Here is a 26,268-nt window from a genome sequence, read left to right on the forward strand (position 1 = left end):
TGTCAGTCCTCCGCGCCGAGACGGGCCGCCCGGTCGGCGTCGTGGAGGGCAGCGAGGAGCGCGTCCAGGTCACCGTCGAGGACAGCGTCAAGGTTGTTGGCCTTGTAGCCGATCCGGTGGTCGGAGACCCTGGACTCAGGGAAGTTGTAGGTACGGATACGTTCCGACCGGTCCATAGTGCGGATCTGCGCGTGGCGTCCCTCCGCCGCGGCAGCGTCCGCCTCCTCCTCCTTCATCTGCTGGAGGCGGGCCGCCAGCACCTGCATGGCCCGTGCCTTGTTCTGGATCTGGGAACGTTCCTTCTGACAGGTCACCACAATTCCGGTGGGCAGGTGGGTGATACGCACCGCCGAATCGGTGGTGTTGACACCCTGACCGCCCTTTCCGGAGGACCGGTAGACGTCGACCCGCAGATCCTTGTCGTCGATCTCGACGTCCTCGACCTCGTCCGGCTCCGGGTACACCAGGACACCGGCGGCCGAGGTCTGGATCCTGCCCTGCGACTCGGTGACCGGGATACGCTGCACCCGGTGCACACCACCCTCGAACTTGAAGACGCTCCACGCCCCGTCCCGGGACGGGTGCTTCGACCGGATCGACATGGTCAGGTCCTTCACCCCGCCCAGATCAGTCTCGTTGACATCCAGGACCTCGCAGGTGAAGCCGTGCTTCTCCGCGTAACGCTGGTACATGCGCACCAGTTCGCCGGCGAACAGGGCCGCCTCCTCGCCACCCGCCCCGGACTTGATCTCCATGACGACGTCATCGCTGTCATGGGGGTCCCGGGGGGCGAGCAGGTCCGTGAGCTTCTCCTCGAGGACCGGGATCTCCACGGCGAGACGGTCCGCCTCCGCCGCGAAATCGGCGTCCTCCCCCGCCATCTCCGCAGCAGCGTCGTGGTCCTCACGCGCCTGGGTCAGCTTCCGGTAGGTCTGGATGACCGGCTGGAGCTCACTGAACCTCTTGGCGACCCGGCGGGCCGCCGCAGCGTCATTGTGCAGCTCCGGATCGGACAGCTGCATCTCCAGGCCCTGGTACTCCGCGAGAATGTCGTCGACCTTCGACGGCGACGCGGCGGTACCGGTCCGGTCACTCATCGTCCTCACCTGCCAGGGGGGCGGAGGATGCGATCTGCATCATGAACTCGCCGTTGGTCTTCGTCTTACGCAGCTGCTTGATCATCAGGTCGATCGCAGCCTGAGGATCGAGGGCGGAGAGGATCCGGCGCAGCTTGTGCATCAGGCGCGCCTCCTCAGGCCCCAGCAGCAGCTCATCCTTGCGCGTGCCGGACGGGTTGACGTCGACGGCGGGGAACAGCCTGCGTTCCGCGATCTTCCGGTCGAGTTTCAGTTCGGCGTTGCCGGTGCCCTTGAACTCCTCGAAGATGACCGTGTCACCGGCCGACCCGGTCTCGACCATGGCGGTGGCGATAATGGTCAGGGAACCGCCGTTCTCGATGTTGCGGGCCGCACCGAGGAAACGCTTGGGCGGGTAGAGGGCGTTGGAGTCCACACCACCGGACAGGATGCGCCCGGACGCCGGGGAGGAGTTGTTGTACGCACGCCCCAGCCGGGTGATGGAGTCCAGCAGGATCACCACGTCCTGCCCCTGCTCGACAAGCCGCTTCGCACGCTCGACCGCGAGTTCCGCGACAGCCGTGTGCTCGTTCGGCGGACGGTCGAAGGTCGAGGCGATGACCTCGCCCTTCACCGAACGCTGCATGTCGGTGACCTCCTCGGGCCGCTCGTCGACAAGTACGACCATGAGATGGCACTCGGGGTTGTTCGTCGCGATTGCGTTGGCGATGTCCTGCAGGATCGTCGTCTTACCTGCCTTGGGAGGAGAGACGATCAGCGCGCGCTGCCCCTTGCCGATGGGCATGATCAGGTCGATCACACGGGTGGTGAGGATCTTCGGCGTGGTCTCCAACCGGAGCCGCTGGTTGGGGTAGAGCGGTGTCAGCCGGTGGAAGTGGGGCCGCTGAGCGGCCGCCTCCGGCGTCAGACCGTTCACGGTCTCGACGCTCTGAAGCTGGTTGTACCTGCCACGGTTGCGGTTGCGGCCCTGACTGTTGTTGGCCGTCTGCTGCTTCCCCGGGCGGATGGTTCCGGTCACCGCGTCACCGTGCCGCATCCCGAACTTCCGGACCATCTGGATCGGCACGTAGATGTCGGTGGGACCCGCATGGTAGCCGGTCGTACGAATGAACGCGGTGTTCGGGTCGACGAAGTCGAGGATCCCGGCGACGGGGGTCGGCGGCTCGCCCTGGTTCCCGGACTGGCTACCTGACTGGCCGCTGTTCTGCCCGTTGTTGCGGTCTTCCCGGTTACGGTTGCGTTCCCGACGGCTGCTGCGGTCGGAGCGGCTGCCGGAGTTGTCGTTCCCCCCGCGTGAGCGGTCTCCGTTTCGGTCCCGGTCGGACCGCCCACCCCCGTTCTGGGCATTGTCCCCCTGCTGACTCTGGTGGTCGTCGCGACCGCGGTTGCGCCTGTTACGCCGGTTACGGCGACTGCGGCGTCCTCCACCCTCCCCGTCACCTGAACTGTCGCGGTCGTCACGACTGTCGCGGTCGTCGCGGTCCTGCTCGTCCCTGCCCCCGCGACGGTCCCGGTCGTCACGGTTCTCCCGGTCGTCACGGTTCTCCCGGTTCTCCCGCTCACGACGTCCGCTGTTCTTCTCAGCCCGGTCCCCGTCCAGGGACTCCTGACGGTCTCTGCCGCTGTCCGCGTCCTGTCCCGCAGTGACGTCCCTGCCCTCGTGACTGCCCGTAGGGCTGCCCTCCGGACCTTCCGCCTGCCCGTGCGCCGGACCGTCCGCCTGACTGTCCGTATGCCTGTCCACCTGACCGTCCGTCGAGATTCCCGCCGGGCGGTCGGCCCGGGTGGACTGCGGATCCTCCGACGTCTTCTGCCTCCTCTTCTCTGAGGAGGCGTTCCCCCTCCCGTCCCCGAGACCGGCGGTGGTGATCGCGTCGATGAGTTCCCCCTTGCGCAGTCCCGAAGTGCCACGGAGGCCCCGGGAGGCTGCGATCTGCTTCAGCTCCGTCAGCTTGAGGCTGGCGAGGCCGTCGTTCTGTGCCCTGGAGACGATGTCAGTCAAAGTCACAGGTGTCCTTTCGGTCCACCCCCCGGGATGGAATAACTTCGGTGGCCGTACACCGTGTGCAGCGGGTGACCGGGAGCGTCCTACCGGACCGGGACTGCGGATTACGCAGAACCGTGTCCCGGTGGTGGACCGGGGGGCGACGTGCTCTCGTTGAGTCGTCGGAATGTGAGGATCGGACGCCGGGGTCTGCAGGTACGGGTGTGCAGTGACGCTCACCCGGCCGGCCCGGGAGTCCGGATGACCGGACACTGCGCGGCAGACCGTGGACGACGGCGACGGCAGTGAACGATTCTCAGCGATCACACTACCACCCTCACCCGTGTCCACCACCAATCCCGCCCCCTCCCCGCGTCCGCGGGCATGCCTGTCCTCGGAGTGTGCGGGCAGGCCTATCCTCGAAGCCTATGGAGGACATGTCACAGAATCAGCCGGTGCGTCCGGAACCTGCCCCCGTCGCCTCGACCATGCAGGTCATCCCCTACTCCCTGGCCACCGTCCTGGAGTACGGACGCCGCGTCCACGCCGCCTCGACCGTGACCACCTACCGCGGCATGAGTTCCGAGCAGTACACTTTCGCGGCGCTGGGTTCCCGTGCCGCCGCACTGGCCCATGCCCTTGCAGGCCTCGGGGTGAAGACCGGGCACCGGGTCGCGACCATGATGCCCAACACCGCCGAGCACCTGGAGGTCCTGTTCGGGGCGGGATCGATGGGGGCGGTGTTCCAGCCGCTCAACCCCTACCTCATGGGTGACCAGATCGTGCACGTGGTCAACCACGCCGACGACCGGGTCATCGTCCTCGACCCCGAGTACGCCGATGTCCTGCTTCCCCTCCTCCCCCAGTGCCCCGGGGTCGGCACCCTGCTCGTCACCGGGGACGACGACGACGTCCGGGCCGTGGCGTCCGCCGTCCCGGACGGGACAGAGGTGCTGGGCTACGAAGCCTGCCTCGACGGTCGACCGACCCGCTACCCCTGGCCTGAACTTCCCGAGACCGCCCCGGTGGCCCTGTGCTATTCGACGGGCACCAGCGGTGCGCCCAAAGGGGTCGTCTATTCCCACCGGTCGGTGTGGACCCATGCGATGGCGATCCGTTCGGTCGATTCACTCGCGGTCCGCAACGGTGAGAGGTTCCTCTGCGTCGTCCCGGTTTTCCACGTGCTCAGCTGGGGTGTCCCGGTTGCCGCGATGATGGCGGGGACCCGGCTCGTGCTGCCGGGAGGTGACTCCTCCCCCGGGCATCTCGCCTATGTCATCGAGGACGCCCTGCCGCTGCGCGCCCACGGTGCGCCCACCGTGTGGAACCAGCTGCTGGCCCACTTCGAACACAATCCGCCGGCGAAGATGAGCCTGCGCGAGATCATCTCCGGCGGGTCCACTGTCCCCCCTGCACTGATCAACGCCTGGGAGGAGCGCTTCGGCGTCGACATCACCCACGTCTGGGGGATGACCGAGACCGGGCCGATCGGCACCGTCGCCCGTCCGCCGGCCGGAGTCGGGGGTGCGGCACGGCAGACCTACCGCGAGAGCCAGGGACGCTTCCCCGTCGGCATGCAGTTCCGGGTCGTCGACGAGGACGGCGTGCCGTTGACAGCCAACGACCGCTCCAGCGGCGAAATCCAGGTCCGCGGGAACTCGGTGACCGGTGCGTACTTCCATTCGCCGTCAGAGGACGGCGACGGGGCGACCACCCGATTCCGTGGTGAACCCGTGGAGGACGCCACCGACCGTTTCACCTCCGACGGGTGGCTGAGGACCGGCGACGTCGGCACGATCACCCGCGACGGCTTCCTCACCGTCCACGACCGTCAGACGGACATCATCCGTTCCGGTGGTGAGTGGATCTACTCGGCCATGCTCGAGAACCTCGTGATGGCCTCCCCTGTCGTGGCGGAGGCGGCGGTCATAGGGATGCCCGACCCTGACTGGGGTGAGCGGCCGTTGGCAGTCGTCGTGGTGGTCCCGGGGATACCCCGTGACCGCACCACCGCCGGTGAGATCGCCGCCGAGGTCGCCACCCGGGCACCGCGGTGGATGGTGCCCGAATACTGGACCTTCGTCGACTCCCTCGACCACACCTCGGTGGGAAAGTTCGACAAGAAGGACATGCGGGTACGACTCCACCTCGGGGAGTACCACGTCATCCGGCTGCCACGCTGACCCTCTTCAGGACGGCCCTCTTCAGGCCTGCCATCTTCAGGCCGGACGGACCACTTCTGCCGTCACCCGGCCACCCGCGACAGTCTCCAGGACCCTCAGTCCACGGGCACGTGCCTCATCGAGCAGGGCGGGCTCGACCGGGCGGGTCGACAGCACCATCACCGTGGGACCGGCCCCGGACAGGAACGCCGGGTAGCCCAGGTTGCGGAGCCTGTTGACCCATTCAGAGGACACCGGCAGCACCTCCGCACGGTAGGGCTGGTGCAGCCGGTCCCTGGTCGCCTCCCACAGCAGCTCAGGGTGCCTTGACAACGCCACCGGCAGCAGGGCCGCACGCGACACGTTGAACCTGGCGTCGACATGGGAGACATCACTGGGCAGCACGCGACGCACCGCCTCAGTCGAGGCGTGGAAATCGGGGATCAGCGCGGTCGCCCGCACCGATGCGTGCACCGGCACGCCGACGGCACGGTACTCCGGGGCACTGCGACCGTCGACGGGAATGTTGGTCCACGAGACGACCCCGCCACCGAGCACGCTCGCCGCCGCATTGTCCGGATGCCCTTCAAAGGACGCCGCGAGCTGGATGACCGTGGCGTCGTCGAGGGCCCCTGTCGGCCTGTCCGGCGTCGGGTCGCCGGCCAGCGCCGACGCCGCCACCACCCCCGCGACCGCAGCCGCAGCCGAGGAACCGAGCCCCCGCGAATGGGGGATCACATTGTGGCAGGTGACCTTCAGGCCGCGGACCTCGGCGTCCGCCTCCCTCAGACCGGCTCGGACGGCACGGACCACAAGATGACGTTCGTCCAGGGGAACCTCCCCCCTGCCCTCGCCCTCGACGAGGACCTCGAGCCCGGAGTCCGTGGCCTCGATCTCGACGACGTCGGTGAAGTCCACGGCCAGACCGAGGGTGTCGAACCCCGGCCCCAGGTTGGCGGTGGACGCCGGAACCCTCACCCTCACGGTACGACCCACGGGGACCCCGGACATCAGTTCCCTTCCATCCTGAGCACACTGCGGACGTTCTTCACCGCATCGAGTTTCTTCAACGCCTCGACCGTGTCCTCGAGATCCTTCTCAGCGGCATGGTGGGTGATGACGACGAGTCGCGCCCCGTCGGAGTCCTCCTCCTGACGGACCGTCTTGATCGACACGCCGTGGGCGGAGAAGGTCGAGGCCACCTCCGCGAGCACCCCGGGACGGTCCTGCACCTTCATGTCGACGTGGTAACGAGTACGCACCTCACCGAAGTCGGCGACCGGCAGGTTCGCGTACGTGGACATCCCCGGTGCCCGGCCACCGTGCACCACATTGCGGGCCGCGGCCACGACATCGCCGAGCACCGCCGAGGCCGTCGGAGCCCCGCCTGCACCGTTGCCGTAGAACATCAGCCGGCCCGCGTACTCGGCCACGACGAAGATGGCGTTGAAGGAGTCGGAGACCGTCGCCAACGGGTGGGTCAGCGGCACCAGAGCCGGGTAGACCCTGGCAGAGACCGACTCCCCGCCCTGACCGTCGACGAGCCTCTCGCAGATGGCGAGCAGCTTGATGGTGCACCCGGCCGCCTTCGCCGCCCGGATGTCCTCGGCGGTGATGTTCCGGATGCCCTCACAGTGGACGTCGTCGAAAGACACCGGGGAATGGAAGGCCAGGGAGGCGAGGATGGCCGCCTTGCTCGCCGCGTCAAATCCGTCGACGTCCGCCGACGGGTCCGCCTCGGCGTACCCCAGCGCCGTGGCTTCGGCGAGCATCTCGTCGTAGGACGCCCCCCTCTTGTCCATCGCGTCGAGGATGAAGTTGGTGGTGCCGTTGACGATCCCCATCACGGTGTTGACCTTGTCACCCGCCAACGAGCGGCGCAGCGGACCGACCACCGGGATGGCGGCGGCGACCGCAGCCTCGAAGAACAGGTCCGCCCCGGAGGAGTCCGCGGCGTCCGAGAGCTCGATGGCGTGCGCGGCGACCAGCGCCTTGTTCGCCGTCACCACGGACTTCCCCGCCCTGAGCGCGTTGAGGACCACAGTGCGCGGGTAGTCGATACCCCCGATGACCTCGATCACCAGATCGATGTCATCGCGCCGGACCAGGCTGAGTGCGTCATCGGTGAGCAGGGACGCGTCCACGCCCTCGCGGGGCTTGGACAGGTCGGAGACGGCGATCCCCCGGACCTCGAGCCGTCCTCCGATACGTGCGGTGAAGTCCGACTCCGCCTGGCCGAGGATGCGGAGCACCTCCCTGCCTACCGTGCCCATTCCGAGCAGGGCGACACCGACGGTGGGGACCCCGGTGGAATCCGTGTTCTGTTCAGCCATATCTCTTCCCGTGATCTGTGGTTGCGGGTGGTTTCCTGACGATGATAGGCGACACCTCGTCGGCGGAGGTCTCCGGGACCGGTCACAGCGACCGGTGACCGGCGCCGGTGACGGCGGCCCGTCAGGCGTGGTCCCCGGTGTTCTCCAGCGACAGGATGTCCGCCACGGTCTCCCTGCGGATCATCACCCGGGAGCTCCCCCCGCCGACGACCACCACCGGCGGTCTCGGCATCATGTTGTAGTGCGAGGACATCATGTAGCAGTATGCGCCGGTCGCCGGCACCGCCAGGATGTCCCCGTCCGCGATGTCGTCGGGCATCAGCGCGTCATTGACCAGGATGTCCCCGGACTCGCAGTGACTGCCGACGACCCGGGTGGGCACGGGCACACCCGACGCCCGGCGGTTCGCCAGCCGACAGTCGTACTCCGCCTGGTACAACGCAGGACGGATGTTGTCGCTCATACCGCCGTCCACCGAAATGTACCGGCGCACCGTGTCGTCCGAGGTGTGCACGTCCTTGACGGTGCCCACCGTGTACAGGGTCACCATGGACGGACCGGCGATGGCACGGCCCGGCTCCACGTTGAGCACCGGGGCGTCCAACCCCCGCTCCGCCGCCGCCTGACGCACGCGGCGCAGCAGATCTGCGGCAACGGTCTCCACGTCTAGCTCCTCCTGGTCGGGAGTGTAGGCGATACCGTAACCGCCGCCCAGGTCGAGGATGTCGAGGGCAGCCGCCTCGACGGTGCCCTCCCCCATCTCGTCGAGCAGGCGGGCCCACAGTCCGAGAAGCCGGTCGGCGGCCAGTCCGAAACCGTCCGCGTCGAAGACCTGCGACCCCACATGGCAGTGCAGGCCACGCAGCCTCATACCCGGAGTGTCGACGACCGTCAGTGCGGCACGGCCGGCAGATCCGGAGGCGAGAGAGAAGCCGAACTTCTGGTCCTCATGACTGGTGGCGATGAACTCGTGGGTGTCGACATGCACGCCCGGCTTGACGCGCACCAGCACATCCTGGGTGACGCCCAGCTCCCCGGCCACGCGGGACAGGCGCACGATCTCCTCGGCCGAGTCGATGACGATCAGTTCCACCCCGGCCCGCACCGCAAGTTCCAGGAAAGGAACCGACTTGTTGTTGCCGTGGACTGTGATCCGGTCCGGCGGGAAGTCTGCAGCCAGGGCGACCTCCAGCTCACCCTGACTGGCGACGTCGAGGGCGAGGCCCTCCTCCGCCACCCACCGGGCCACCGTCACAGACAGGAACGCCTTGGACGCGTAGTGGACGTGACCACCCCCGCCGAAGGCCGCGGCCATACGCCGGCACCGGGAGCGGAAGTCCCCCTCGTCCATGACGAAGACCGGTGTGCCGTACCTGGAGACCAGACCGGACACGGGTATCCCGCCCAGTTCCAGTTCACCGTACGCGTTGACCCGCGCGGACGCCGGGAAGACGTGGGACGGCAGGGTGTTGAAGTCCTCGAGGGTCTCGGTGCGGCGTCGCAGAGGGACCGGGGGAAGGTGCACTTCAGGGTCCACGGTCACATCCTCTCAGGGGCCGAGACGCCCAGCAGTCCCAGGGCATTGGACAGCACGACCCGGGTGGCGGCGGCCAGGGCGAGACGAGCACGGAAGACGGGGGCGGCGTCCTCCCCCGAAGGCTCCCCGCTCCGGGGCAGGACCTGGCAGGAATCGTAGAAACGGTGGAACGTACCCGCGAGGTGCTCGGCGTACCGGGCGACACGGTGGGGTTCCCGCAGTTCCGCAGCGGTGGCCAGCACCGAGGGGAACTCGCCGAGGGTACGGATGAGGTCCCCTTCGCGCTCGTGTGTCAGAGTGCCGAGGTCCAGGTCCGACAGGTTCTCCGGAAGCTCCACCCCGTTCTCCGACGCCCTGCGTGCCAGGGAGCACAGGCGGGCGTGCGCGTACTGGACGTAGAAGACCGGATTGTCGTTGCTCCGGCTGGTCCACAGGTCCATGTCGATGTCGAGGGAGGAGTCGACGGAGGAGCGGATAAGTGCGTACCTCGCCGCGTCCACCCCGATCGCCTCGACGAGGTCGTCGAGGGTGATGACGGTCCCGGCGCGCTTGGACATACGCACCGCGTGGCCGTCACGCACCAGGTTGACCATCTGGCCGATGAGGACCTCGATCCGGTCAGGGTCGTAGCCCAGTGCAGCGGCAGCTGCCTTCAGACGGGCGATGTACCCGTGGTGGTCGGCCCCGAGCATGTAGATGCAAAGGTCGTGGCCGCGGGCGATCTTGTCGGCGATGTAGGCGATGTCGCCGGCGATGTAGGCGGCGTTCCCGTCGGACTTGATGACCACCCGGTCCTTGTCGTCCCCGAAGTCCGTGCTCCTCAGCCACCAGGCACCGTCAGCCTCGTAGAGGTTGCCGTTGTCCTTCAGGGTGGCGATCGCCCGGTCGACCGCCCCGGACTCGAACAGGGAGTTCTCGTGGAAGTAGACGTCGAACTCGGTGCCGAACTCCGACAGGGTGCGCTTGATGTGCGCGAACATCAGCTCGACGCCCTGCGCACGGAACAGTTCCTGGATCTCCTCTGCAGAGTGCGACGACCAGTCCGGGTGAGCTTCGGCGACCTGTGCGGCGATGTCGGCGATGTAGTCTCCGCCGTACCCGTCCTCCGGGGCCGGGCGGCCCTCGGCAGCGGCGACGAGGGACCGCGCGAACCGGTCGATCTGCGTTCCGTGGTCGTTGAAGTAGTACTCACGGGTGACCTGGGCACCGCGTGCCGTCAGCACCCTGCCAAGGGAGTCCCCGACAGCAGCCCACCGGGTCCCGCCCAGGTGGATCGGCCCTGTCGGATTGGCGGACACGAACTCCAGGTTGATCCGCTGCCCGGAGTACTCCTCCCCCCTGCCGTACCCCGTGCCCGCGGCGAGGATGTCGGTGACCAGTCTGCCCTGCGCATCGGCGGCGAGCCTGATGTTGATGAAACCGGGCCCCGCCACCTCTGCCGCGGCCACACCGTCGGTCCTCTCCAACGCTTCCGCGAGCCAGGTCGCGAGCTCCCGGGGAGCTGCACCGGCCTTCTTCGCGGTCTGCAGGGCGATGTTGGTCGAGTAGTCGCCGTGCTCCGGGTTACGGGGACGTTCGACGACAGCCCGGTCCGGGACGACGGTCGCGTCACGCCCGTGGTCGGTGAGCACCGTGCGCGCGGCGGCGGCGATGAGGACGGAAAGGTCTGCTGGAGTCACAGTGGACGAGAATACCAACGCAGCTCGACCGGACCGTACGCGACCGGTGTGAACCGGGCAGTGAACAGGAGGACGGACCGGAGCCGGGATAATGACAGACGTGTCGTACAGGCGGTTTGCGGGACGCGTACCCGGCGGTGCTATAGTCATCGTCATTGCCTCCGTAGCTCAGGGGATAGAGCACTGGTTTCCGGTACCAGCGGTCGGACGTTCGAATCGTCTCGGGGGCACATGCTGAAAACCCCGGCGCATCTGCGCCGGGGTTTTTCCGTGTCCGCTGCATCCACAGTGACCACAGTGACCATCGGTGACCACCGTAACCACCGTGACCACCGAGCGTGTCGCAGGGACCGTCCACCTCAGAAACGGTCCACGGTCAGGCGGGCGGTCAGTGGATCCCCTTCCCCTGCAGGACCTGCTCCATCGGCACGAAACTGGCCCCGGGCACACTGTCGAACCTGTTGACGTCACAGGTCAGGACAACGATCTGATGGTTTTTGCCGAGCTTGTCGAGCACCACGTTCATCCTGCCTGCTCTTCCCCTGTCGGAGAATCCGAGGGCGTCGTCGATGATCACCGGCACCCCGTCACCTCCACCGACCAGATCGGCCACCGCCAGTCGGGTGAGGACAGCAAGCTGTTCCCGGGCGCCACCGGACAGCCGCCCGGTGTCGAGAGTGGTCCCGTCCAGGGTGCGGGCCGTGACACCGAGGTCATCGCCGAAGTCGATGCCCGCCGGTGCACCGTACAGGGTCCTGGCCAGCCGTTCCACAGCCTCCCTCAGGGGAGCCTGGTAACGCTGTCTGGCCGCCACCAGTTCCTTCCTGACCTCCTGGTACAGCAGGGCCGCTGCCTCTGCACGACGTTCGACCTGACGGAGGCGGCGTCGCGCACGCTCCAGTTCGGCGCGTGTCGTCTCCACCGCCTCGGCCGCCCCGGCATGCTGGCCCAGCGCGCCTGTGACCCGCGACACCGCGTGACCGATCTCCCCGGCTCTTTCACGCAGCCTGCGTACACGTGCAGCTGCTCCGTCCGCGAGTGCCGCGAGAGTGTCCGTGTCCACGTCCCCCACCCGCTTCTTCGCCAGAGCCAGTGCCTCCTCCGCGGAGGTGAGGTCACGTCCGGCGTCCTCCGCCTCCTTGTACAGGACCGTGTCCCCGATCTGCTCCCGCTCCACCTCCAGGGTCTCGGAGAGGCGCCGGAGGTTCTCACGTGCGCGCCCCAGTTCCGCCCTCGCCGCCTCCAGACGTACCCCCGCCCCGGAGCGGGTGACCCGGTCGAGTTCCTCCCGGAGGTCCTCGACCTCCTTCGCCGACGATTCCGCCACGGTCTCCAGCCCGGCGACGGTCGCGGTCACCTGCGGTGCGGCAGTCTCCGGGTCACCGTCGGGTACCCCGGGCAGAGTCACCGTCCCGTCGGGGTCCTCGTCACGGACCCTGGCGAGCAGACTGTCGATCCCGCCTGTCGACTCCGACTCCCTGAGCTTCTCCTGGGCAAGCGCCTCCCGCAGGTCCGTGACGGACATGCCTCCGGTGACCTGGGCGAGTCGCAGCGACGCCTCACGGTGCTCTTCGGTGGCACGCCGCCGCCGACCGGCCATGTCCTCGGCCTCCGCGACGTCGGACACTCCAGCCTCTGCGAGCAGCCGGGAGAGTTCCTCCTCCGCCCGGTCGACATCCTCACCGACCTCGTGGACATCCCGCGCGGGAATCACGCTCACGGTGTAGTCACCGACCCCGATGTCTCGGCGTCCTGTGGCGTGCAGTGTGACGGCGCCGTCCGGGAGAGACCTCGAAGTCCCGTCGACGGTCACGGTCCCCTCCTTCGGGCCGTTGACGACAACGGTGGTGGCCACCGCGTCACGGACGGTGACGGCCTGACGCAACTCGGCGTCCGCGGTCCGCAGGTTCTCCAGCACCGTGTCAGTGACCGGATTGTCCTTCACCGTCTCACCGATCTCCCGGATCCTACGGGCCACCTCCTCCGCCCGGGTCGTACGGTCGGCGAGCTCTCCGATCCGGGTGCGGATCTCCTCTCTGACTCCGACCGCCTTCAGCCACGCCGCCCATGCTGCGGCGACCCTGGAGCGCACCCGCGCGGCCGTCAGCGCAGCTCCGAGAGAATCGGCGGCGGTCTTCTCCTCCTCGGCGTAGCCTGCAAGCTCGTCCACCCGCCCGGCCAGGGCGTTCACCGTCTCCTCCGCCTCCCTGACGTCCCTGACCCTGGCCTCCCTCGCGGCGAGGCGTTGTGCCGCCAGGTCACGTGCTCCCCGGGCAACGGTCACCGCGGCGGAGTACCGGTCCAGTTCGGACATCGCCGCCTTCCCCTCGGCCAGCGCCTGCGCTGCGGCGGTGGCCTCCTCGACCGCAGTGGGTTCCTCGGTGAGCACGGCGGCTTTCTCCGTGTTGAGCCGTTCCAGCTCCACGGTGAGATTCCGGGCCCGGTTGCAACGTTCCTCTGCTGCGGTGTAGGCGGCCCCGGCATCTTCGAAAGCTGCCACGGCAGCGGACAGTTCCCTGGCAGGGCGTCCTCCCGGTGTCCGGTACCGTGCGTACTCCGCGCGGATCCGGTCGATGAGCTCACCTGCCCTGCCACCGTCACCTGCCGGGATGCCGTCGTCAGAGGTGACTTCGGCCCCCAGTGCCTGTTCCAGGCTGCGGATTCCCGCCGCCGCAAGAATGTCCAGGCCTTTCCCCTGTTCGATCACCAGGGCGTCGGTGAGGCCGGTGTCGACTCCCTGTGCGAGCAGCTCTGCGAACCTCTCCTCCGCACGGCGGCCGGTGAGGCTCTCGGGCCGGGGGGACCGGACGGTGAGTTCACAGCGCCCTCCTCCCCTGTTGAAACTCTTCAGGACGGTCAACCGGTGTCCTGCGACGGTGAGGTCCGCGGACACGGTGGTCGGTTCGTCGACGGTCACGCTCTTCAACGCCCGGACCCGTGCGGCACGGGAGCTGACCCCGACATCGTCGAGCAGCAGCCGGAACGCCGTGAGCAGTGTCGACTTCCCCGACTCGTTGGGGCCGTGGATGACCACGACACCGGTGTCCGGCAGCTCGACGTGGGCGTGGTCCACCCCCGCCACATGGTCGAGAGTCAGTGAGTGCACTGTCAGCATGTCACGCCTCCTGTTCCCGGGGTGTCTGCACTGTCTGTTCCCCCTGCTCCCCCCGCACCTCTGACGTCCGGTCGGCAGACAACCGGTAGAGCAGTCGCAGGGCGTCGCGGGCGGTGGAGTCTCCGGAGGTGGTCATCTCCGCCAAGGTCCGCGCGGCCGCACCCACCGCCCCGGGCAGGTCGATGTCTGACAGCTCTCCCTCACCGGGGACGGTGTGGAGGTCCATCAGCCGCTCACGTGGGTAGAGGGCGGCGAATGTGGGGGCGACCCGTGCGGTCTCCCGGTCCAGCAGTGCACCGGTCTCGAGATCCACCGTCCCGGTCAGCGCGTACTTCACCACCGTCGTCCTCTTGTCCGGCAGACTCTCCAACCGCGAGATCCACTCACCCACCTCCTCACGGGAGTCGACCCCGGCAGACAGTGCCAGAAAGTGCCAGGTTCCCACCGGCACCTCGCATACCGCGACCTCGGCCGGGGCACCGGGGTCGTCCGGATCGACCGTGACATCGACGACCAGTACGAACCCTGAGCGACTCTCCCCTCCTCCGTCTTCCTCCCGGAAGTCGGTGGGTTCGGGGCTTCCCGAATACCAGACGGTGTTGTCCGGGCTGAGCTGCACCGCAGAGTGCGTGTCACCGAGGGCGACGTAGTCCACGGTACGACGCCTGCAGGCCTCGGCCGCCCCATCGACGTCGATGACGGCCGGGTCCTCCCCCGAGGTGCGCGACCGGGTCGCCCCGTGGCCGACGAGGCGTGACTCTTATACACATCTGCGCGGTCGCCGGGGACGGTGGCGTCCGACGGGGCGTCACGGTCCCGGATCTCCCGCAGGGCGGCCGCGACCGTATCCGATTCCATGTACCTCGACAGCAGGGGTGCCCCGATGACCTCCAGTACCGGGGCGTCGTCCGGGACCGTGGCGACGACGTGGGATGCGCTGTCCGTGAGGACCTGCACCGTGGGACGCAGACTGTCGAACACCGGGTCCCGGTAGATGCTCGCCGGATCGTAGGGGTCGTGGTTGCCCGGCAGCAGGAACACCGGTACCGGGGAGCGGCGCAGAACATCGACGGCGCGTCGCCAGGTGCGGTCGTCGACGAGGTTGTCGTCGAAGACGTCCCCGGCGACGACTACGGCGGTGCAGGAGTTCTCCACCGCCAGGTCGAGGATCCTCTCGATGACGGCGAGCCGTGCCTCCTGGTACCGGGGGCCGGCCTCGTCACCGAGGAACCAGCGTTTCATTCCCAGCTGCCAGTCCGAGGTGTGGAGGATCCGTACCGTGTGGGCGGGGACCGGGGGGATGGTGGTCCCGGTCCGGGTTTCTGGTCCTGTGTGCATGTCAGTCACGGTCAGCGATTCTGTCAGGTGCGCCGGACAGCCAGGGTTCTGATCCGAACACCCGGTCCCCGTCACCGGTGAGGAGTTCATAGCAGGTCTCGAGTTCGTCGAGGACGTGGAGCTGGTCGACGGTGTTCCAGCTGACTTTCCGGATCACGGCGTCCCTGGCACCGAGGTCCCCGAGCCCGAGCCCGAACTCGGTGTCCAACGGTGACCACTGTGGCACATTCCCCGGCCTTCCCCAGAACTCCTCTGCGGTGTATCGCGTTCCGGCGTCCTCCTCGTCGCCGCCTCTGTCGTTCTGCGGGTCGTCCCGTCCGGTTGCCCTGCGGTCCCGGTGACCGTCCTCCCGTCGGTCGGCCACGTCACCGAGGAGGCGGTCGACGTCGATCCCTCTCCAGGACAGGAAGCTGAGGGGATCGGAGCCGAACTGATCCGCCACGGCCAGTGACACCGCGACACGGTGCTTGCAGATCCCGCCACGATCCGGGCAGGTGCAGCGGGAGTCCAGGAGATCGTCCTCCCTGAACAGCAGTGTCGCGACATCCCGGCGCGGTTCTCTGCCGGCCAGCAGTCGGGACAGGTCGTCCGGGTGTTCCCGGCACTCCGCACTGATGTACCTGACCTGGTTGCCGCTCAGCGTGCGCCACCGTAGGGACACCTCGAACGGTTCCAGCTGCGAACCTGAGACCAGGGCATTCACTTCGCCCGGGGTCAGGTCGAAGCTCAGGACCCTGCCCTCGCGGTAGTATCCGCGGCCCCGGGACCTCCTCGCCGTGTCCGCGCCCCGGGCCACCGCATCCGTCAGCGTCCGCCCGGCCCAGCTCCGCGCCTCCGGAACGTGCCGGTGCAGTACCCCGGACCCCGGAGGACGCCGTGACCCGGGAGTCCCGGGTCCCGGTGCCCCGGGGCACGCCACGGCGCCTCCCCCGGGCCCCGAAGTCAGCCTGGATGACATTATCCCCCCATTCCGGCCGCGGGGTACCCAGGCGGCGTCCGGACCGGGGGGTGTCACTGCTGTCCGTCATCACTGTCACCTTCATTGTCGCTGACGTTTTTCACCGGGTACCTGCGGGCGAGATCCTCCCGGAACTCCGCCTTCTGCAGTTCCGCCAGTTCCGCCGCTTTCTGCAGCTCCTCCTCACCGTCCGGGCCGCCTGTGCCGAATCTGCGGTCCGAGGTGGAGTTCTCCAGACGCCAGAGGTCCTGGAGAGCATCATTGTCCATCCTGGTCAGCCAGCTCTCGCCCGCGCTGACGACATCTCCGGCGAGGTCCCTTTTCGCTCCGAGGATGTCGTTGATCCTCTCGTCGAGGGTACCTGTGGCGATGAGTTTGTGGACGCTGACCTCCTGACCCTGGCCGATACGGTACGCCCGGTCGGTCGCCTGGTCCTCGACGGCGGGGTTCCACCACCGGTCGATGTGCACCACCACGCTCGCTCTGGTGAGGGTGATACCGGTTCCTCCCGCACGGGTGGACAGGATCATGACCTCCGGGCCGTCAGACTCCTGGAAACGGTCGACCAGTGTGGTCCTGGCCTTCCTGCTGAGACCTCCGTGGAGCACGGGAACCTCGATGCCGAAATCTTTCTCCATCTCAGGGGCGAGCATGCGGCCGAACGACGGGAACTGAGTGAACACCAGCACACGACGGTGGCCGGCCAGGGCGTCACCGACGATCTGCCAGAGCCTCTCCACCTTGCCGGAGCGGTGCACACCGTCCCTCTTCACACCGGATCCGTCCCCGCTGAAGTGTGCAGGGTGGTTGCAGATCTCCTTGAAGTGGGTGAGCGCTGCCAGCACCAGTCCGCTGCGCCTCTCCGTGGAACTGGACTGCAGTCTCTCCCGGATGTCCTGTGTATAGGCCTGGTAGAGAGCTGCCTGCTCTGCGGTGAGGGGTACCAGGTCGGTGTACTCGTGTTTGCCGGGGAGGCCCAGGCCGAGGCTCTCGTCAGTCTTCTCTCGGCGAAGGATGAATGGGTCGACAAGACGGTGGAGCCTTTCGACGTCGCGGGGATTCCTGTCCCTTTCGATCTGGGACCCGATCGCATTGTGGAAGGCCTTCGCCGAGCCGAGCAGACCGGGGTTGCAGAAATCCATCAGGGTGTGCAACTCCGACAGCCGGTTCTCCACCGGGGTTCCGCTGAGCGCGAGCCGGTGGTCGGCCTCCAGGGAACGCACCGCCCGTGACTGGGCGGTGCCGGGATTCTTGATGTTCTGTGCCTCATCGGCGACGACCCTTCCCCAGTGGACCCCGGCGTACCGACCGGCATTCCGGGCAACTGTGCCGTAGCTGGTCAGAACGATGTCCGCAGATCCCGCCGCCTCCGGGAAATCCTTCTCCGCCACCTTGGCGGAACCGTGGTCGACAAGCACCTTCAGGGACGGGACATGGCGTTCCACCTCTCCCCGCCAGGTGTCCAGGACCGAGGTCGGGGCGACGACGAGGGTGGGGCCCGTCTTCCCACCGTTCACAGACTCCCAGGCCAGAAGGCTGAGAACCTGCAGTGTCTTGCCCAGGCCCATGTCGTCGGCGAGAACGGCTCCGAGCCGGTGCCGGTACATCCACACCAGCCAGTTCAGTCCCCTCTGCTGGTGGTCCCGCAGGGGGACCGTCACCGTGGATGGTACGGTCACCCGCTCCGGGGGAGAAAACGCTGTCCCGGCCAACCCGGTGGACTCCTTCCCCTCTTTCCCCTCCCCGTGGGTGCTGCCGCCGAAGATTCTGCCGATCCAGTCCTGCGCCTCAAGGGTGAAGTCGGGGTCGTCATCCCACGGCTGGTCCCCGGCCCTCATCTGAGCTGCGACAAGTTCTCGGACTGTGAGGGTCCTACGGGAGTTCTCCCACTGCTCCTGCTCCGACCTGTCTGCTCCCGGCCCACTCTTCTCCGCGGTGGTGGTCCGGGTACCCGTGGAGTCTTCGGCGTCGGTCATCGAACGGAAGTAGTTCCTGGCCCGGGACAACGCGGCCCTGTCCAGTCGCACGAACCGTCCCCGTATCCGCACAGTCGACCCTGCAGTCGTGAGCAGCTCATTCTTCTGCGCCTGACTGAGTTCCTCTCCGTCGACCGAAATACTCCAGTCGAAGGAGAGAACCTGGTCCATTCCCATCCTGCCCTCCGACGGGCCCGTACCGACCGGTGTCACACGCACTCTGACTGCGGGTCTGACGGTGGACCATCCCCTGGGCACCAGAACCTCCGTGCCGGACGCGGCAAGTGCCGGCACACCCTCGGTCAGCAGTTCCTCGACATCCGCGGTCGTGAGAGCGAAAGCCAGCGCCCGGTCCTCGTCACGGTCACCGGTGAGAACATCGGGGTCGGGAAACCAGACCCCGGTCCGCATCCACCCTTCGACGGCTGTCCCGGCGTCCCTCAGACCGGGCCAGGCACGGTACGCCGCATCCAGGGCCCTCCGCAGTGCCCGCCTGGTGGGTTCGTCCACGGAGGTGGCCGGCAGCCGCTCGGCGGGCGCGTCGTCGACAGAGAGTCTGACCTCCAGACGCCAGCAGCGTGAGTCCGGGTCCGGCAGCCCGGCCCTGCGGTCTGCCGTTGCGCGTTCCGCGGGGACCGTCTCCCCGACTGACGGTTCAGCGGTGTCCGCTCCCGTGGTGCCGCCGTCGGTCTCCCCGGTCAGCGGTTCCTGGAGAACCAGGACGGTGCGGGTGGTGGCTTCCCTGGCCGAGCGGCGCCACTCCGCCAGGCCGTCGGCGACGACCGGGGTGAGGCGGGAGTCCGCCTGCCCCGACACCAGGGCGGAGACGAAGTGGTTCCCGGGCTCGACGCCGGCCCGCGGCAGCCGGTCCTGCAGAAGGGAGACACACATCCAGTGCACCAGTTCGTCGGCCATACGTGTCACCACGTCGTCACCACCGTTCACCGTCAGCACAGCAGGGGCCGTGTCACGGAACTCCCGGAGGATCCGGTTGTGCCGCCCGCTGGTGGAGATGCACCACACAGGAAACCACTGACTGTCGGAGAACTGCAGACGCACCATCACCCTGCCTGCTGCCACGATCTCGCAGAGAAAACGGTAAAGGTGCACCGCCCACACGACCTCGGGGCTCAGTCCCGGAGTGACACCGGAATCCGCAGAGCCCGTAGTGCCGGCCGGGCCTTTCCCCCGGGGCCCGACGACACCGGCATCGTCGACGTAGTGTGACAACCGCGCCAGCACACCGAGTGACTGCTCCGATATCCACGACTGCGTGTACAACGGCAGGGTCTTCAGCTTTCCTTTCGGGGTGACGACCTTCAGCCCTTCTCTGCGCCGCAGCACCCTGCTCCCCACCAGGTCCAGCAAGGGTTCCGGGAGATCCCCCTCCCCCAGCGCCGACGGGTCGACGACCACGGCGTGACCGGGGACCTGCTCCACCCAGAGCTGCAGTCCCCGGTCGGTCAGCCACAACAGATGCACCCGGTGTTCAGTCACTCCCCTTGTGTACCACGGGCACCGGACAGCACCGCCCCGGCAGTCCACAACCCGCGGCGTCCCCGCACCCCTGTGGACACCCCGGCGCACGCAACCACCACCCCTGCCAGCCACCCCTCCCGGAACCCCGGGACTCCGGGCGGAGTCTGACAGGTCCATGACAGCAGACACCGTCCCCGCGACAGTTCTCACCGTTGTTCTCGTGACAGCCCTCGCCGCCTGCGGAGCCGGCCCCGGGCAGGACGCCACGGACCGCCGGACCGTGGAAACCCTGCTCAGCAGGGTCCTGACTGTCCCCCGACGCACCCACGTCCTCGGCTACAGCCGGGACGAGTTCGGGGGATGGTCCACGCGTGTGTCCTCCGCCGGCCGACTGTGCACGACCCGCGACCTCGTTCTCTTCCGTACCTTCGGCAATCCCGCCGATCCGGCCACAGACTCACCGGTGCCGGACTGTCCGACCGCACGCGGTGAGGCCACGGACGTGTACACCGGAGAACGTTTCACCCCCGTGGACACGGAGATCGACCACGTCGTGCCCCTGGCTGCGGCCTGGGACCACGGTGCACACACCTGGACCCGTGCCCGGCGGACCGCTTTCGCCAATGACATCGAGCTGAACCTCATCGCGGTGTCCACGCAGGCCAACCAGTCCAAGAGTGACGGGACGCCCTCAGAATGGCTGCCGTCGGCAGAGTGGCCGGCTGCCTGCGCATACTCTGCCAGATACCTCACCGTCGCCGTGGCCTACAGTCTGACGGTCAGTACCGGGGACGCCGACGCCGCCCGGGACTCCTGCCTACGGTGACACCTCAACGACACAACCGCACCCGTGGCACAGGCCACAGGTGCGGTCATTCATCGCAGTTACCGGAAATCCCGGTCACTCAGCTCAGGGTCAGCTGCGCTCCCGGCGTCCCCGGAAGCCGCCACGGTCCTCACGGTCACCCCGGTCGTAACGGTCGTTGCGGTTCCCACGCCAGCTGCTGCGCCCGCCGTGCTCGCGGCTACCGTGGTCGCGGTTACCCCGGTCACGGTCGAAACGTCCACGGTCTGACTGACGCTCACCGCGCCCACCCCGGTCGTCGCGGTCACGGCCACGACCACCACGCCGGTCGCCGCCCCTGTCACCGCCACGGTCGTCGCGGTCACGGCGACTGCTGCCCGGCCTACCGGCGGGAGCCCCCGGGTCCGGCTCGATGTTGATGAGCTTTCCGGAGATCCGGGTCTGGTCAAGCTGCTCGAACACCTCCCGGGGAAGGTCGGCGGGCAGCTCGACAAGGGAATGCTCGGAGAAGATGCTGATCCTGCCGAAGTCCCGCGAGTTCAGCCCGCCTTCGTTCGCCAGGGCGCCGACGATGGCACCCGGGCGGACGCGCTGACGGTGACCGACGCTGACCCGGTAGACGGCGAGGTCCTTACCGCTGCGGTCGGTGACCTTCGGCGCCTCACGGCTGAACCGCTCCGAGAACGGGCGGAAGACACCCGAGTTCTCCCTGCCGTGGTCCCCGTCCTCACGACCACGGCGCTCACGACGCTGGGGCTCGCGGATCTCCTGGGTGTAGAACGGTTCCTTACCCTGCAGCTTGGCTGCCAGAGCAGCGGCGACGTCCGTCATGGGAACGTCATTGTCCTGCGAATAGGAGGTCACCAGCTCGCGGAAGGTGTCCATCTGCCTGTCCTTGAGCGCGTCGGTGAGCGACGAGAAGAACTTCGCCTTACGGGCCTCGTTGACCTGGTCGACGCTCGGCAGATCGATCTCTCTGAGGTGCGATTTCGTCGCACGCTCGATGTTCTTCAGCAGACGACGTTCCCGCGGGGTCACGAAGAGGATCGCCCGGCCGGTGCGACCGGCCCGGCCGGTACGGCCGATACGGTGCACATAGGATTCCGTGTCGCGGGGAATGTCGTAGTTGAACACATGGGTGATCCGGTCGACGTCGAGACCGCGGGCAGCCACGTCGGTGGCCACAAGAATGTCGAGACGACCGTCCTTGAGCTGGTCGACGGTACGCTCACGCTGATTCTGGGCGATGTCACCGTTGATCGCGGCGGCGTCGAAACCTCTCCCGCGCAGTTTCTCGGCGAGCTCCTCGGTGTCACTCTTGGTCCTCACGAAGAGGATCATCGCGTCGAACTCCGTGACCTCCAGGATCCGGGTCAGCGCATCAAGCTTGTTACGGTGCGACACCATCAGGAAGTCCTGCGAGATGTTGTCGTTGGTCCGCTGCTCGGACTTGACCGTGTATTCCTCGGCGTCATGCAGGTACTGCCGGGACAGCCTGCGGATGGCGGAGGGCATCGTCGCGGAGAACAACGCGACCTGACGTGAATCAGGCGTGTCGGAGAGAATGCGCTCGACATCCTCCTGGAAACCCATGTTCAGCATCTCGTCGGCCTCGTCCAGGACAAGGAACCGCAGCCGGGACAGGTCGAGGCTCCCCTTCTCGAGGTGGTCGATGATCCTGCCCGGAGTACCCACGATGATCTGGGCCCCGCGACGCAGACCGGACAGCTGGGCGCCGTAGGGTGCCCCGCCGTAGATCGGCAGGATGCTCATGTTGCCGAGATGCTCCGCAAAAGTCTCGAATGCGTCGGCGGACTGCAGTGCCAGCTCCCGGGTCGGCGCCAGGACGAGTACCTGGGGGTAGCGCTCGTCGAGGTCGAGACGGGACAGTGCGGGCAGTGCGAAAGCTGCGGTCTTGCCGGTGCCGGTCTGCGCCAGACCGACAACGTCCCGGCCTTTCATCAGCGCGGGGATCGTGGCGGCCTGGATCGGGGACGGGGTGACATACCCGACCTTCCTCACAGCCTCGAGAACACGGTCGGGCAGACCCAGTCCGGCGAAGCCCGACCCCTCGTCCTCTGTGTCGTCCTCGTCCGCAGGTTCTGCGTCCGTCGCACTTTTCGCGTCCGACGCGGCCCCGGCCGTTCCGGCGTCCTCGTCGGTGCCGCCGGCACTCCCGGCGTCCTCGTCGGTGCCGCCGGCACTCCCGGCGTCCTCGTCGGTGCCGCCGGCACTCCCGGCGTCCTCGTCGGTGCCGCCGGCACTCCCGGCGTCACCGGTGGTGCCGGTAGATGCATCGTCGTCCACGGGCCGGTGCCCGTCGTCATGGTTGTCTTCTGCAGGATTCTCTTCGGTGACATCCCTGTCCGCGGTGTTCTCGGAATCATCTGCGCCCACAATGTCACCGACGCCCGGGGTGGTCTCCACCGGGGTCTCGAGCAGATTGTTCTGAGGAACCGTCGACTGGGAGGTGTCCGGCTGGTTTTCGTCGCCGGAGACGTTCTCAGTGTCAGTCATTGCCTTCACCATACGTGCCGGGGAGGACAAAAGCGATTCGAACAACCCTACACCGCTCCTGCTCCGCCATGGCGGCATGTGCCGGCCCCTCTCCGCCCCACCCCTCCCCTCCCCCTCCCGCGACCTGCCGGCCACTGCAGGCGGCGGGAGCGCCGGAAGATAGGATGACCGGCGTGACTGAGACCGTCCAGGAGACCGCGTACACCCGTCAGCTGCAGAGAACACTGCGCCACCGGCACATCCACTTCATCGCCCTGGGTTCCGCCATCGGCACCGGACTGTTCTACGGCTCGTCGGACGCGATCGGCACCGCCGGCCCCGGCGTCGTCTTCGTCTACCTCCTCGGCGGCGCGGTCGTCTACTTCATGCTCCGCGCCCTGGGTGAGATGGCGGTCGCCAACCCCGTCGCCGGATCCTTCGCCGAATACTGCCGCAGGTATCTCGGCCCCTGGGCCGGGTACATCACCGGCTGGATGTACGCCTTCGAGATGATCATCGTCTGCCTCGCCGACCTGACTGCGGTGGCCCTGTACATGCGCTTCTGGTACCCGGACACCCCGGGCTGGGTCTGGGTCGCCGTCGCTCTCGTCATCGTCGCGGCGGCCAACCTCGCCAGCACACGCTGGTACGGCGAACTGGAGTTCTGGTTCACCCTGGTCAAGGTGGTCGCCGTCGTCGCGATGATCGCAGGTGGTGCGGCTATCCTGGTCTTCAACGTCGACACCGGCGGACAGGCGGGGATCGACAACCTGTGGAATGACGGCGGACTGTTCCCCAACGGTGTCACCGGCATCCTCGGCTCACTCATCCTCGTCCTGTTCGCTTTCGGCGGGACCGAGACCATCGGCGTCGCCGCAGGTGAGGCCAGAGACCACGAGACCACCATCCCCAGAGCCGTGAACACTGTCCCGATGAGGATCCTGTTGTTCTACGTCCTGGCGATCCTGGTCATCGTGTCCGTGATCCCGTGGCGCCGGATCACCGGTGAGGAGTCCCCCTTCGTCCAGATCTTCAGCAGTCTCGGAGTGGGCTGGGCCGCCACCGCCCTCAACGTCGTCGTCATCACCGCCGCCCTCTCCGCCGTGAACTCCGACCTCTACGGTGCCGGCCGTGTCGTGTTCGGCATGGCCCGCGAACATCTCGCTCCGGCCGCATTCGCCCGGCTCAGCTCCGGCGGTGTGCCGGTCACGACGGTGGCTGCGATGCTGGTGGTCCTCGTCACCGGTGTCGCACTCCAGCTGTGGAGCGACACCGCCGCCGACCTCTTCTCCTCGATCGCCGCCCTCGCCACATTCGCCACCGTGTTCGTCTGGCTCATGATCCTGCTGGCCCACCTGGCCGGAAGGCAGGGGTGGTTCGGGCAGGAACCGGTGGACGCCGCGTCCCTCCGGTTCCGCGTCCCGTTGTGGCCCTTCGGCCAGTACTTCGCCGTCGCCGTGATCCTGCTGACGTTCGGGACGATGTTCTGGCTGGAGGAGTTCCGGTCAGCGCTCGTCGCCGGGGTGGTTTTCACGGTGCTGATGAGTGCCCTCTATCCGCTGACGCGGCGGCGGCGCGGGCCGGCAGGGGTGGAGTCAGAGGAGGCCCGGGGCATCAAACGGACAGCCGACTAGGAGACGGTGTGGGGTCTGAACTACCGTAGGGGCAACCGGCACCCCACCCGGGACTCAGCCGGGTCCCCAGCCGCGTCCGGCATCTGCCCGTCTCAGAACACCCACGGAGGAACAGGACCCACATGACCGCACAGGCCCCCGCAAACCAGAGCGACTGGAGTTCGCGAATCGCACTGGCGCAGCAGATCCTGCCGCTGATCACCCGTCTGCACAACGAGCACAACGTCGTCACGTCCGTATTCGGACGGCTGCTCGTCAATGTCACGGACATCGACATCATCAAGAGCCACCGCTACGCCCGCCTGGTCACCGACCGGGAACTCCCCCTCAGCGCCACCCTGCCGATACTGCAGGAGCTCGTGGAGATGAACCTGGGCACCGCCTCGATCGACCTGGGTCGCCTGGCCACCGGTTACGAGGCGGAGGGAGGTGACCTCCGCGCCTACCTGGAACGTGAACTCTCCGAGGTCATCGGACGTCACACCAGGACCGAGCCGGTGGATGTCGTGCTCTACGGTTTCGGCCGGATCGGCCGTCTCCTCGCCCGCATCCTCATCGCCCGGGAGGCGACCTACGGGGGTGTCCGCCTGCGTGCAGTGGTGCTGCGCAAGAAGAGCGACGACGACATCGACAAGCGTGCCAGCCTCCTGCGCCGGGACTCGATCCACGGGGCCTTCGACGGGACGATCACCGTGGACGAGGAGAACGAGGTCATCTGGGCGAACGGGACAGCCATCCAGGTGATCTACGCCTCTGACCCCGCCGAGATCGACTACACCGCCTACGGGATCGACAACGCTGTCGTCGTCGACAACACCGGAGTCTGGCGTGACCGTGAGGGACTGTCCCGGCACCTCCGGTCGAAGGGGGTGTCCAAAGTCCTGCTCACCGCCCCGGGCAAGGGTGACGTGAAGAACATCGTCTACGGCATCAACCACGGCGACATCGAGGATTCCGACCGGATTCTCTCGGCCGCGTCCTGTACCACCAACGGCATCACCCCGGTTCTGAAGGTCATCAACGACCGCTACGGCATCGTGCACGGCCACGTCGAGACGGTCCACTCGTTCACGAACGACCAGAACCTCACCGACAATTTCCACAAGGGGCCCCGCCGTGGCCGTGCCGCCGGACTCAACATGGTCCTCACCGAGACCGGTGCGGCCCGTGCGGTGGCCAAGGCACTCCCCGAACTGGCAGGAAAGCTGACCGGCAACGCGATCCGGGTGCCCACCCCGGACGTCTCAATGGCGGTGCTCAACCTGAACCTCGTCGAGGAGACGACCCGGGACGAGGTCAACGAGTTTCTCCACAAGGTCGCGCTGCACTCCAGCCTCAGGCAGCAGATCGACTACATCAAGTCCCCTGACGTGGTCTCCTCCGACTTCGTCGGTTCCACTCACGCCGGAATCGTCGACGGGCTCGCCACCATCTCCGACGGGAAGAACCTCGTCCTCTACGTCTGGTACGACAACGAGTTCGGATACTCCAACCAGGTCATCCGCATCGTCGAGGACATTGCCGGTGCACGGCCCAAGGTCTACCCCGCCCGAGTCGAGCCCGCCGACCTGCACTGAAAGTGACCGCCGGGGGCGACCTTGGCCGGGTGAAGGGGTCAGGGGGCTGACGCCGGGACCCTGGCCGCCCCGGAAGGACGCCGACGCCCCGGTGCCGG

The 26,268-nt window shown here is 67.6% G+C and carries 16 protein-coding genes and 1 tRNA gene; 5 read left to right on the top strand and 12 right to left on the bottom strand.

Going from position 1 to position 26,268, the window contains the following annotated elements; translation table 11 throughout:
• Positions 1-2: 2 nt before the first annotated feature.
• Both prfA and rho read right to left on the bottom strand, forming a co-directional pair.
• Entirely contained in the window at positions 3-1,097 is a 1,095-nt protein-coding gene (gene prfA / locus BN3906_RS01290) for a peptide chain release factor 1 (RefSeq protein WP_066583143.1), read from the bottom strand.
• Positions 1,090-3,105, bottom strand: coding sequence for a transcription termination factor Rho (gene rho, locus BN3906_RS01295; RefSeq protein WP_066583144.1), 2,016 nt, complete (start codon positions 3,103-3,105; stop codon positions 1,090-1,092). The genes prfA and rho overlap by 8 nt, the downstream gene beginning before the upstream one ends.
• Positions 3,106-3,518: 413 nt before the next feature.
• On the opposite strand from rho, the gene BN3906_RS01300 reads away from it, so the two are divergent.
• Entirely contained in the window at positions 3,519-5,264 is a 1,746-nt protein-coding gene (locus BN3906_RS01300) for a long-chain fatty-acid--CoA ligase (RefSeq protein WP_066585763.1), read from the top strand.
• Between the two features lie 36 nt (positions 5,265-5,300).
• Here the strand turns inward: BN3906_RS01300 and thrB are convergent, their stop codons facing one another.
• The 4 genes from thrB to argS all read right to left on the bottom strand — a co-directional run bounded on the left by thrB (position 5,301) and on the right by argS (position 10,792).
• Positions 5,301-6,254, bottom strand: coding sequence for a homoserine kinase (gene thrB / locus BN3906_RS01305; protein ID WP_066583145.1), 954 nt, complete (start codon positions 6,252-6,254; stop codon positions 5,301-5,303).
• Positions 6,254-7,576, bottom strand: a complete 1,323-nt coding sequence (locus BN3906_RS01310; RefSeq protein WP_066583147.1) for a homoserine dehydrogenase — start codon at positions 7,574-7,576, stop codon at positions 6,254-6,256. Before BN3906_RS01310 ends, thrB begins: the two co-directional genes overlap by 1 nt.
• 121 nt (positions 7,577-7,697) lie before the next feature.
• The gene (lysA, locus tag BN3906_RS01315) at positions 7,698-9,119 is read right to left on the bottom strand and encodes a diaminopimelate decarboxylase (RefSeq protein ID WP_390620311.1); all 1,422 of its coding nucleotides are present in this window, start codon (positions 9,117-9,119) and stop codon (positions 7,698-7,700) included.
• Positions 9,116-10,792, bottom strand: coding sequence for an arginine--tRNA ligase (gene argS, locus BN3906_RS01320; protein ID WP_066583151.1), 1,677 nt, complete (start codon positions 10,790-10,792; stop codon positions 9,116-9,118). Before argS ends, lysA begins: the two co-directional genes overlap by 4 nt.
• 157 nt (positions 10,793-10,949) lie before the next feature.
• Here argS and BN3906_RS01325 point away from each other — a divergent pair.
• Positions 10,950-11,022 (top strand) — tRNA-Arg (locus BN3906_RS01325).
• A gap of 158 nt (positions 11,023-11,180) precedes the next feature.
• Here BN3906_RS01325 and BN3906_RS01330 read toward each other — a convergent pair.
• Genes BN3906_RS01330 through BN3906_RS01345 form a run of 5 tightly spaced genes read right to left on the bottom strand, consistent with a single transcriptional unit; the run spans position 11,181 to position 19,676 of the window.
• Positions 11,181-13,907 carry an AAA family ATPase gene (locus BN3906_RS01330; protein ID WP_066583153.1) on the bottom strand — a complete coding sequence of 909 codons (2,727 nt, stop codon included), beginning with the start codon at positions 13,905-13,907 and terminating at the stop codon, positions 11,181-11,183.
• A 1-nt stretch (position 13,908) separates the two neighbouring features.
• Complete coding sequence (locus tag BN3906_RS14930; protein WP_261796801.1) at positions 13,909-14,244, bottom strand: hypothetical protein; 336 nt, start codon at positions 14,242-14,244, stop codon at positions 13,909-13,911.
• On the bottom strand, positions 14,241-15,245 hold the full coding sequence (locus tag BN3906_RS01335) for a metallophosphoesterase family protein (RefSeq protein WP_261796871.1): 1,005 nt from the start codon (positions 15,243-15,245) through the stop codon (positions 14,241-14,243). The genes BN3906_RS14930 and BN3906_RS01335 overlap by 4 nt, the downstream gene beginning before the upstream one ends.
• Position 15,246: 1 nt before the next feature.
• Entirely contained in the window at positions 15,247-16,203 is a 957-nt protein-coding gene (locus BN3906_RS01340; RefSeq protein WP_078057023.1) for an SWIM zinc finger family protein, read from the bottom strand.
• A gap of 53 nt (positions 16,204-16,256) precedes the next feature.
• Positions 16,257-19,676 carry a DEAD/DEAH box helicase gene (locus BN3906_RS01345; protein ID WP_066583159.1) on the bottom strand — a complete coding sequence of 1,140 codons (3,420 nt, stop codon included), beginning with the start codon at positions 19,674-19,676 and terminating at the stop codon, positions 16,257-16,259.
• A 157-nt stretch (positions 19,677-19,833) separates the two neighbouring features.
• Here BN3906_RS01345 and BN3906_RS01350 point away from each other — a divergent pair, with 157 nt between their 5' ends.
• Positions 19,834-20,484: an HNH endonuclease family protein gene (locus tag BN3906_RS01350; protein WP_066583162.1), complete on the top strand. Its 651-nt coding sequence runs from the start codon at positions 19,834-19,836 to the stop codon at positions 20,482-20,484.
• A 90-nt stretch (positions 20,485-20,574) separates the two neighbouring features.
• Here BN3906_RS01350 and BN3906_RS01355 read toward each other — a convergent pair whose 3' ends face one another.
• A complete protein-coding gene (locus BN3906_RS01355) occupies positions 20,575-22,980 on the bottom strand; it encodes a DEAD/DEAH box helicase (RefSeq protein ID WP_066585768.1) in 2,406 nt (801 codons plus the stop codon).
• Positions 22,981-23,144: 164 nt separating this feature from the next.
• Here BN3906_RS01355 and BN3906_RS01360 point away from each other — a divergent pair, with 164 nt between their 5' ends.
• Complete coding sequence (locus BN3906_RS01360; protein ID WP_066583165.1) at positions 23,145-24,593, top strand: amino acid permease; 1,449 nt, start codon at positions 23,145-23,147, stop codon at positions 24,591-24,593.
• 122 nt (positions 24,594-24,715) lie between these two features.
• Positions 24,716-26,170, top strand: a complete 1,455-nt coding sequence (locus BN3906_RS01365; protein ID WP_066583167.1) for a glyceraldehyde-3-phosphate dehydrogenase — start codon at positions 24,716-24,718, stop codon at positions 26,168-26,170.
• The last annotated feature ends 98 nt before the right edge of the window (positions 26,171-26,268 follow it).

The sequence above is a fragment of the Corynebacterium provencense genome (assembly GCA_900049755.1).
GTDB classification, from domain to species: domain Bacteria; phylum Actinomycetota; class Actinomycetes; order Mycobacteriales; family Mycobacteriaceae; genus Corynebacterium; species Corynebacterium neomassiliense.

Bases quoted from the DNA above. Each gene is read 5' to 3' on its own strand.
- thrB (WP_066583145.1), bottom strand. From the start codon at position 6,254: ATGTCCGGGGTCCCCGTGGGTCGTACCGTGAGGGTGAGGGTTCCGGCG.
- BN3906_RS01365 (WP_066583167.1), top strand. From the start codon at position 24,716: ATGACCGCACAGGCCCCCGCAAACCAGAGCGACTGGAGTTCGCGAATC.
- prfA (WP_066583143.1), bottom strand. From the start codon at position 1,097: ATGAGTGACCGGACCGGTACCGCCGCGTCGCCGTCGAAGGTCGACGAC.
- BN3906_RS01340 (WP_078057023.1), bottom strand. From the start codon at position 16,203: ATGTCATCCAGGCTGACTTCGGGGCCCGGGGGAGGCGCCGTGGCGTGC.
- BN3906_RS01300 (WP_066585763.1), top strand. From the start codon at position 3,519: ATGTCACAGAATCAGCCGGTGCGTCCGGAACCTGCCCCCGTCGCCTCG.
- BN3906_RS01310 (WP_066583147.1), bottom strand. From the start codon at position 7,576: ATGGCTGAACAGAACACGGATTCCACCGGGGTCCCCACCGTCGGTGTC.
- BN3906_RS01335 (WP_261796871.1), bottom strand. From the start codon at position 15,245: ATGCACACAGGACCAGAAACCCGGACCGGGACCACCATCCCCCCGGTC.
- BN3906_RS01350 (WP_066583162.1), top strand. From the start codon at position 19,834: ATGACAGCAGACACCGTCCCCGCGACAGTTCTCACCGTTGTTCTCGTG.
- BN3906_RS01360 (WP_066583165.1), top strand. From the start codon at position 23,145: ATGACCGGCGTGACTGAGACCGTCCAGGAGACCGCGTACACCCGTCAG.
- BN3906_RS01330 (WP_066583153.1), bottom strand. From the start codon at position 13,907: ATGCTGACAGTGCACTCACTGACTCTCGACCATGTGGCGGGGGTGGAC.
- BN3906_RS01355 (WP_066585768.1), bottom strand. From the start codon at position 22,980: ATGACTGACACTGAGAACGTCTCCGGCGACGAAAACCAGCCGGACACC.